The sequence below is a fragment of the Holospora elegans E1 genome, assembly GCF_000648275.1.
In the GTDB taxonomy this organism is placed as follows: domain Bacteria; phylum Pseudomonadota; class Alphaproteobacteria; order Holosporales; family Holosporaceae; genus Holospora; species Holospora undulata_A.
In genome coordinates this window covers 1-8316 of record NZ_BAUP01000118.1, presented here as the reverse complement: position 1 = coordinate 8316, position 8316 = coordinate 1, and the positions used below count along the sequence as shown (strand labels likewise).

Genomic DNA, 8316 nt, shown 5'->3' with positions numbered 1-8316 from the left:
AACAGCTAGTACGAGGCAATTGATATTCTGCGTTCCAAACTTCTAATTGGTGCCATCGAGCATTAAATGCATTTTAGGAACTTGCTCCCAAATGCTTGATATCAAGGCTTTTGAGAAGAGTCCAGAATCAATTACTTGTCCTTTTAAAAAAACGCCTGACGCGTTCAAGCTTGGATTTTATTGAAGGTGGAGAGTTCTTCTTGTGGATCAGCGCAAGATGCTGAACCTTTCGCTGATCGATAAGTACGAAGGTTTTAAAATTCTCTGCGCGGGATGAGAGGTTCATTTGCATTAAACATTGTTGTTTATTTTTAATAAAATAGCCTCTCTTTCGGATCTTTTAAAGACCCTTCAAAAAAGTGAGGGGGAGTATGGCTATGTGCAAAGACAGAAGGCTGGGGAAAAAAAAGTGAAAATTCGGTTGGCAAAAAGAGTGGGATCAAATAACAAATACTATTGCCGGTTTGGTTAATAACACGTCCATAGCACCAATGAGGTTTAACGGATCTTTCGACACAGTATTGTTCCAAGCTTGGGTAGAAAAATTTCTGATCAAGGATCTAAGCCTGGTCAAGGTGTTATTATGAATAATACCTTTTTTCATAAATCCAAGAGAAGCAGAGCATTAATAAAATCTGTAAAATGCAGTATAATTTTTCTACCTCCTTACTCTCTTGATTTGAATCCAATAGAGGAATTCTGGGCTAATAAGAGGGGGGATTGAATGCTCTATTCGACGTTGTTTCGTGGCTCTTTAAAATATCTAATTTAACCTAAATTACTACATTCCGCTTTCATTTTTTAATAATACCTGAATACCTTAGGAGTTTTTCTAGCAGTCTAAAACTTCAGTTTAACCAATACTTTGTCTTTTCCGCAATGAATAAATTCCCATCCTTGAGGAATATCTTCGTTGGTTGAAACCTGGCAATGATTTTTCCACACCCGATTTCTTATCTTTACTATGCCTTCAGAAATTTTACGTCGAGCTTCACTACAAGATTCCACTAAACCTGAATGCTTTAAGATATCTACCACTGTGTTTTTTTTGTTGGGAAATCTTTACTTGTTTTTGGAAAAAAATATTCCGTCCTTAAAACAATAATTTTTTTAAGTAAAGGAAATTGTTTTTTTAATTTTTCAGCATCTTTTAAACTGAAGGATGCTTCCTCATTCATATGAAAACTAATTTTCTCTAAATTTGGTGCAGAAAAAGAAAATAAAGGCGTAATATCCTTGACATCACACCACCCAAAGGATAATTTTTTTAGCTTTGGCAAAGAAAGAGTTTTAAATACCGAAATATCTTTAACAAAATTATGTTCAAATACAAGTTCTTCTAAAGAAGGAAGGGGTATATCTTTTAAAGAGGAAATATCTTTAAGATTAGACTTGTATATAGAAAGAAACTTTAAATGGGGAAACTTCGCGCCCACAAGGTTTTTTAATTGAAATTCGGGGTGAATCTTGTAGCTTACATAAGAAAATTTAAGAAACTCCACCTTATTAAAATCAATTTTTTTAAGATTTTCTAGATCTTGAATATCTTCTTTAATTTCGATAGAGCGCACATGATCGGGAATCTTTTTCCCTAAAAGCGCTATTTTTTTTAGTCCCTTAACCCAAATATCTTCCCCATAATAATCTTCTGTATATTCTTTATTACAGTAAAATTTAAAGCGTTCTACCAAAGGTTTGTCTAAACTGTAAAAAATTGAATTTTTTTGAGAAAAATTAGAAGAAAATAAAATTTTGCTCCCTACCAAAAATGAGATAATAAGAATTTTAAACATTTTTTTATTTATTTAATTAACTCTTTTTTATTATAGCTAAGGTCAGATAAAAAGCCATGTACAACGAAAATAAATTAAGCTAAAATATATTTTAAGAATTGAAAAAAAGATAGAATATTTAGGGCCCTTCCTCAAGTCAGCCAAATGACAAGTAAAGCAAAGTGAATAACGCCTAAAAAAGTAGAAGGCATTTTATCATAACGCGGAACAATCGTTCTGTATTGCTTTCGGTTTAGCGAAGAAATTCTCGATCAAATGGCGGGATTTAAAAAAATACAGATATCTGTCATAATTTGAAGCTCCAAAACGGGTTTTTTTAGGAGGAATCGCGACCTTACACCTCTTTTCTTTGAGTTTTCGCCGTCCATTTTTATCGGCATCATACACTTTATCGGAAAGTACCGCACCAGCCTTCACGAGGGGATCAATGCCATCGGCGCCTTCCAAATCATCTTTTGTAAGATGAAAAGCGATGGAATTTCTGGAGGGGATTTCCTTGGACATCACAGATTGCTTGGATCTTGGTGCTTCCCTCCAACGGACCGTCCACTAGCTTGGTTTCGTCTTTTTTTAGTGCCAGCACTGTGTTAGTGGGCGCGCACAATCGTGGAGTAAATCATCGCGTACAATTACTGACGTCTTTTGCCAACACCTCAAAGACTCTTTTCCATAAGCCCTTTTGGCCCTACCTCGAAAAGCGGGTATGAGTAGCTTTAAAATTACCAAACCTCTCCGGTCACGAAATTCCCGCACGGTAACTATATAAAACAGCCTCCACAAACAGGTGATTGTCTTTTGCTGTAAAACTGCTAATATTTTCCAGTTTTTCAGGTAAACGAACCTTTTTCTTATCCCACTGATCCCCCCTCAACGCATAACACCCCATTTAATAAAAATTTCTTTTGAATTTTCTATTAAATTCTCAAAAAACAACTCAATTGAGGATGGCCCCTCATTATCTACTATAATTGTTACTTTTTATCGTTGAAATTTTTACGCAAAAAAGTAGAAAACATTTTTTCTTCAACCTTTTTTTGCTCTCTCAGAATTTGTTCCTTTGACCCCCGTTCTTTCATTTGAATAATTCCAAATGCATCCTCTTCAGAAATTTCATTTTCATTGATTATTCTGTTGACTAAATCTACAAACAAGGAATCTTTTTCAGGAAAAAAAGCTAGGATCTTTTTTCTGCCACACTCAGATTCATTTTTTTGTTCTTTTTTTCTTCGAACTTGATTGTCAGACTCAAGAATTTTTAGAACCTTTTCTGTAAAATTAGTTATCGAACAATTTTTTTCTGCACACACGTTCCAATCTGCAACACGAAAAATACCAAAAAGTTTTTGTTCGTAATTTTCTCGTTCTTGGTCAGAAAGGTCTTCTGCGCTTTTATCAGGTAAAATTCCTAACAATCCATTCATTATTTTTTTATTTTTTTCTTGACACAATTCTGGAAACTCTGCCACTGATTTTCTCAATATATCAAGAGAATTTTTTTTATTTTCTAAATTATGCCGAGCCTTAATATTTAAAAAATCTTCATAAATTTTTTCAAAAAACCTAATTCTATCCTGTTCTTTAGTGTCGTTTTCTAAAAGATATTTTAAAATTTTTCTTAGCTGTTCTTCAGAAAACTCTTCTTTTTTTAATTGAGTCAGGATTTCTATTAAGCTTCCTAAATAAAAAAAATTCTCTTCAAAAGATTCTCTTTCAATCGGAATTGAACCGTCAAGGTTACTGGTAAAAAGACAAGAAAGATCCCACCCAAAGTTATACAAAGAAAATTCATTATTTTTTGATCTTTTTTGTAAAACCGTTGTTGTTTCATCCAAACAAATTTCAAAAAGACTTTCATCAAGCTGAAATGACGCGCCACCTGAATTACGTCTTTCTATAAGCTTAAAAACAACCAAAGAAGAATCTCCAAAAAACCTCTGTAAATCAATTAAAGAATTTTTTATTTTTGATAATATGCAATGGTCATAAATAGAAAACTCAAAACAAAATTTATTATTTTCTTTGTATCGATCTACTATAGCCAAAACCTTGGAATAATCTCTTGATACGTTTGAAATAACCTGTAAAATTTTATTATTTTTTATTTTTTGAACACTTCGATCTAAATATTCAGGAAATATTTCTTCTGCTTCTTTTGTAATATTTGGTTCTAAAAAATTTCTTCTTCTCATCAAATCCGCAACAAAAAAAGATGAGAAAGTATCTCTTAAAATTTTAGATACATCGTGTAGTAAAAGATTTTCTTCTTTTTGGATTCTCGTTCTTATTATTGTTTTGAATGGATCAGACCATGTATCTTCGAATGGAGAAAAAAGAATATTTAATTGTGCATCTAGATGATCCTTTATAGATGCATTATTACCTGTTACACTTACCTCACCATTTAGCAAAAAACTTAAACTCGCATCAAGCCCCACGCCAAAAGATAACGCTTTAATAACACGGTGTACATTTTTTGGCTCAACGCCTCCTTCCGCATCTGGTTCTTTTTTTCGAAAATCTCGCCAAAATCGGTCTAAACTGCATTCATAGGCAACTACGCCAGAAAGTCCAAAATCTTTCCTTATTTTTTCTAACATGTCCGGAACATCTTCACAAATTAGTTCTTCTTTTGATACAACAACAGGGGCTTGAGGTCTATAAAATATTTTGCACTGAAAAAGTATTTCTTTAATTTTAGCGAAAATTCTTTCTTTTATGTTTTCAAATTCTCGATTTTCTTCTTGCAGCAACTTTTCTTCTACCTGCTCATGAGAAAAGGCATGAGTACAAAAAGAACACATCATAAAAAACATAAAAAACAATTTAATTTTGGGTGAACTTTTCATTTTTATTAAATAACAACTTTGTTAGGGGTAAAATAATTATACACAAATACACCTTTTAATCAATGATTAAAATTTCAGAAAAAGTTAGATAAGCATAAGGCACACAAAAATATTTAAAAGATCAAGGCTTTTTCCGTTCTTAAAAATCAATATTTTATATCAGTCTTATTGTTTATCTTCTACAGTTTGTGTTAACAGATAAAACTCCCTTATTTTTCAAAAAATTAAAAAAAACAACACTTACTAGTTTTTCATTTTTTTGCTCAATTGAAGAGCCCCCTTTTTCTGCGTTAAGAAAAACAAACTGCTTCTAAGAACCTAGTGTGCGCTTTTTTTTCGCATCTTCCAGCCAAGCACAATCAATAAAACGAAAGCTATGATACCAAAGGAAATCCACCATCCGTAGTGCTCTAGCCCATACAAAATTGCTTCACCTATAAAAAATCCAGCCATGCAACTAACCACAGTCCAAATAACAGCAGCAATTAAATTTAGGGTAGCAAATCGTAAAATAGATATTTTTTGAGATCCTATAATAACAGAGCTAATAATACGCACTCCCCAAATAAACCGAAAAGAGAGGATGTAAATATTTTGATAGCGCGTTAAAAAATTTAACGCTTTGTCTATGTAAGGAGTCATAGAAGGGAAACGCAAACGAATCCAATCTAAAACCGTTGCACCATAAGTATACCCTAAAAAATACAAGCCTTGATCTGCCAACACCGTCCCACAAAACGCAATAATCATGATTTTCTGAATAGAAAAATAGCCCGCCGCTGCCATAGCGCTAGAAGTTAGAATAATTGACTCTCCTTCAATTAAAGAGCCTAAAAATATTGCCCAATATCCATAATCTTGTAAAAACTTTAAGACTTCTGGTTTCACATAAAATCCACGTAAGCTTTTTACTATGTTCCCTGTTTTTCCCCCTATTGTCAATGGAGTAAAAATGTGATGTAATTTACCGTCCTGTAGAATAAGAAGAATACGAAGTGTTTGATCAGCTAAAAGGCAATATTTGGTTGGACGGAAAGGTTGTTCCTTGGCATGAAGCAAGGATCCACGTTATGACTCATGCTTTACACTATGGTACAGGCGTTTATGAAGGGCTACGTAGCCGCAAAGGAAAATTGTTTCATGGAAAAGAGCATTATCAACGCTTATTACAGTCCGCAGAGCTTCTGGATTTTAAGATTCCTTACAGTGTTTTAGAGCTTGAAAATGCTACACAACTGCTTTTAAATAAGACTTATTATGATTTTGGGTATATTCGCGCTTTAGCGTGGTGCGGCAGTCAGAGTATGTTCGTTTCTCATCGTCATTCAAATGTTCATACTGCAGTCATGGTTTGGGAGCGCCCCATGCCTTACAGCGCTCATCAATATCGAAATGGATTGAATTTACACCTTTCTTCCTGGCGTCGACCAGATCCACGCAGTGCGCCAGTGCACAGCAAAGCTTCTGGGCTGTATATGATTTCTGCCATGGCAAAACGCACTTCTGAACTAGAGGGGTTTGATGATGCATTACTTTTGGATACTAAAGAACGCATCGCAGAAGCAAGCAGCTCTAACATTTTTTTCGTTCAAAACGGAGAGCTTCAAACTCCGTTTCCCCACAGCTTTCTTAAGGGATTAACTCGAGCTTTTGTTATCGAACAAGCTAAAATGAAAAAAATTTCTGTAACAGAAAAAGATATATTTTTACATGACTTGCCATCAATGGAAGCAGCTTTTTTAACAGGAACTGCTGTGGGGATTGTCCCGGTGGCCTCTGTTGATACCCCCTTTGGTTTGTATACTTTTTGTCCAGATTCTATAACTCGAGTAATTCAAGAGCTTCACCAAAAAGCATTCGGTCTTTAGTGCTATTTATTCATTTATGTGTTTTATTTTTTATAATTTTTCCTTAGTAAATAAACGATGGAAAACCTGATACTCTTTTGTTTAATGGACGGTTTAGGTTAATAACAAATTCTCTTTCTTTTTTAAATTTTTTTAGGAATTTCTAAATATTAGAGGCTTTTAACTAAGTATCTTTTTTGTTAGAACTGGTAAAGGAAGTCTTTTAAAAATCTCTAAAAATAATTGTATGTAAATTTTGTGAGTGTTCTGATTGCTTTAAAAGCGGATTTGTTCGATGGGGTAAGCGGTACAAATGTAAAAAATGTGGAAAAAATTTTACGAGGTGTGCCCGAAAAAGACAAGCTCCAAGCCCTTGTTTTATACGCAAGCGGCCTTTCAATGAACCGAAGTGCTCAGCGTTTTGGTGTCAGCGTGAGCGCTGTTTTGAAAGGGGGCGGTCACCTTATAATCAAGGCTATGCGCCAAAATTGAGCTATTCCCAAAAGACAAAGGTATTTTCAAGGAAGTCGATGAATTTTGATATTATTTAAAAAAAAGAAGCAAAAATTTGGATTTCTAAAGTCTATGATCGTGCTGGAAAAGGGCTCTTCGATTGGGAATTTGGTGATCACTCGAATCAAACATTCAAACGACTTTTTGAACGATTAAAAAATGGAAACAAGCCCCCGCCTATTTCAGGGAAAATATAAAACCTTTTCCTTTGAACAAAATAATGCTCGACACCGCCATTGGTTTGCAAGATTTCGCCCCCCTTGCAAACACACGATCACTTGAACTGCTGAAGGTAACACTGCGTATTTTTACGGCACTTCACGTTAATAAAACATTGAAAACAATCATGCTATCTTTTGTTAAAGGTCTCAAAATAAAAACAAAATATTAATAAATATGTTGTATTATTATATTTAGTTTAAAACAACAAGTAATAAAATGAATAGCAAAATAAAAAAATGTATAATTTTCTTATTTTTATCAGGAATAGTGCAAAATTTCCAAATTTACGCTAATACGCCCTCTTTTCCCTATGACATGTACTATAAAAACGCGTATAATCAACAGCAACCGCAATATTTTTCTGAAAACGGAAAAAATGGCAAATTAAATCTTTTTTCTAAAGTCGCGAAAATTACAGCAAATACGTTGTACGGTGTTGCAAGAAATTCAAAAGATCCATCTTTGGCGAATATTGCTCAAGGAATGAACGGTGTTGCAGGATTTGCGAAAGCTGTTAACGATACAAGAGATTCATTTCGTTTCCAAAACAGTCCTCCTTATGACAGAAATGGGAGTTATTACAGAAAAGATGACCAAAATAAATTTTGGTACGAACAAGATTACGATACAAGAGATTCATTTCGTTTCCAAAACAGTCCTCCTTATGACAGAAATGGGAGTTATTACAGAAAAGATGACCAAAATAAATTTTGGTACGAACAAGATTATCCAAAACGCCAAAAACGCCAAAAACGCCAAAACCGCCAAAACCGCCAAAGCTTTGAAGAGTTCTAAGTTCTATATTGATCGAGATCGAAAATGGAGCAGAGTGGTGCTTATTTTTAACAAAAAGATCAAAAAACGACATCAAAAATATTTAAAGTTAGTAAAAGCAGCGTAAGTAGGGGGGATAAGATACAAAAAAGAAGGGATAATTAGGTGTACTCCAAGGTTAGGTTTTTGATCCTAGAGAATTATGGAGTATATTATGAAGACAATAATTCATGGAAGAAAAGTTTATGGGACAAGTATTACATGCAAATGCCAGAACGACTGAGGCACTCCGTAGAGAGAAATAGTGAAGAGAGCATAGCA

Annotated in this window: 12 protein-coding genes and 1 pseudogene; 6 read left to right on the top strand and 7 right to left on the bottom strand. The window is 34.0% G+C overall.

Annotated features, from left to right (window positions below):
* Positions 1-42: 42 nt before the first annotated feature.
* Together HE1_RS10005 and HE1_RS09075 are read right to left on the bottom strand one after the other, a co-directional pair.
* On the bottom strand, positions 43-168 hold the full coding sequence (locus HE1_RS10005; RefSeq protein WP_278243378.1) for a hypothetical protein: 126 nt from the start codon (positions 166-168) through the stop codon (positions 43-45).
* The gene (locus tag HE1_RS09075; RefSeq protein WP_162531274.1) at positions 128-292 is read right to left on the bottom strand and encodes a hypothetical protein; all 165 of its coding nucleotides are present in this window, start codon (positions 290-292) and stop codon (positions 128-130) included. Before HE1_RS09075 ends, HE1_RS10005 begins: the two co-directional genes overlap by 41 nt.
* 172 nt (positions 293-464) lie before the next feature.
* Between HE1_RS09075 and HE1_RS10000 the strand changes: the two genes are divergently transcribed.
* Both HE1_RS10000 and HE1_RS10440 read left to right on the top strand, forming a co-directional pair.
* Positions 465-587, top strand: a complete 123-nt coding sequence (locus HE1_RS10000; protein ID WP_278243376.1) for a hypothetical protein — start codon at positions 465-467, stop codon at positions 585-587.
* Positions 584-724 (top strand): transposase, encoded by a 141-nt coding sequence (locus tag HE1_RS10440; protein ID WP_162531273.1) that lies wholly within the window; start codon positions 584-586, stop codon positions 722-724. The genes HE1_RS10000 and HE1_RS10440 overlap by 4 nt, the downstream gene beginning before the upstream one ends.
* A 116-nt stretch (positions 725-840) precedes the next feature.
* Here the strand turns inward: HE1_RS10440 and HE1_RS09260 are convergent, their stop codons facing one another.
* The 5 genes and pseudogenes from HE1_RS09260 to HE1_RS04750 form a co-directional block, all read right to left on the bottom strand.
* Positions 841-1038 carry a hypothetical protein gene (locus HE1_RS09260; protein ID WP_035545320.1) on the bottom strand — a complete coding sequence of 66 codons (198 nt, stop codon included), beginning with the start codon at positions 1036-1038 and terminating at the stop codon, positions 841-843.
* Positions 1032-1766, bottom strand: coding sequence for a leucine-rich repeat domain-containing protein (locus tag HE1_RS04770; RefSeq protein ID WP_242837209.1), 735 nt, complete (start codon positions 1764-1766; stop codon positions 1032-1034). The genes HE1_RS09260 and HE1_RS04770 overlap by 7 nt, the downstream gene beginning before the upstream one ends.
* A gap of 158 nt (positions 1767-1924) precedes the next feature.
* Positions 1925-2679, bottom strand: a pseudogene (locus tag HE1_RS07465) (IS5 family transposase).
* Positions 2680-2764: 85 nt separating this feature from the next.
* Complete coding sequence (locus tag HE1_RS04755; RefSeq protein WP_035545314.1) at positions 2765-4639, bottom strand: hypothetical protein; 1875 nt, start codon at positions 4637-4639, stop codon at positions 2765-2767.
* A gap of 318 nt (positions 4640-4957) precedes the next feature.
* Entirely contained in the window at positions 4958-5527 is a 570-nt protein-coding gene (locus HE1_RS04750) for a DedA family protein (protein ID WP_006290208.1), read from the bottom strand.
* A 107-nt stretch (positions 5528-5634) separates the two neighbouring features.
* Between HE1_RS04750 and HE1_RS04745 the strand changes: the two genes are divergently transcribed.
* The 4 genes from HE1_RS04745 to HE1_RS04735 all read left to right on the top strand — a co-directional run bounded on the left by HE1_RS04745 (position 5635) and on the right by HE1_RS04735 (position 8016).
* Positions 5635-6507 (top strand): aminotransferase class IV, encoded by an 873-nt coding sequence (locus HE1_RS04745; protein WP_035545311.1) that lies wholly within the window; start codon positions 5635-5637, stop codon positions 6505-6507.
* Between the two features lie 237 nt (positions 6508-6744).
* On the top strand, positions 6745-6978 hold the full coding sequence (locus HE1_RS04740; RefSeq protein WP_035545308.1) for a helix-turn-helix domain-containing protein: 234 nt from the start codon (positions 6745-6747) through the stop codon (positions 6976-6978).
* 229 nt (positions 6979-7207) lie between these two features.
* Entirely contained in the window at positions 7208-7390 is a 183-nt protein-coding gene (locus HE1_RS09740; protein ID WP_162531299.1) for a hypothetical protein, read from the top strand.
* A gap of 98 nt (positions 7391-7488) precedes the next feature.
* Positions 7489-8016 (top strand): hypothetical protein, encoded by a 528-nt coding sequence (locus HE1_RS04735; protein ID WP_162480376.1) that lies wholly within the window; start codon positions 7489-7491, stop codon positions 8014-8016.
* Positions 8017-8316: the final 300 nt, after the last annotated feature.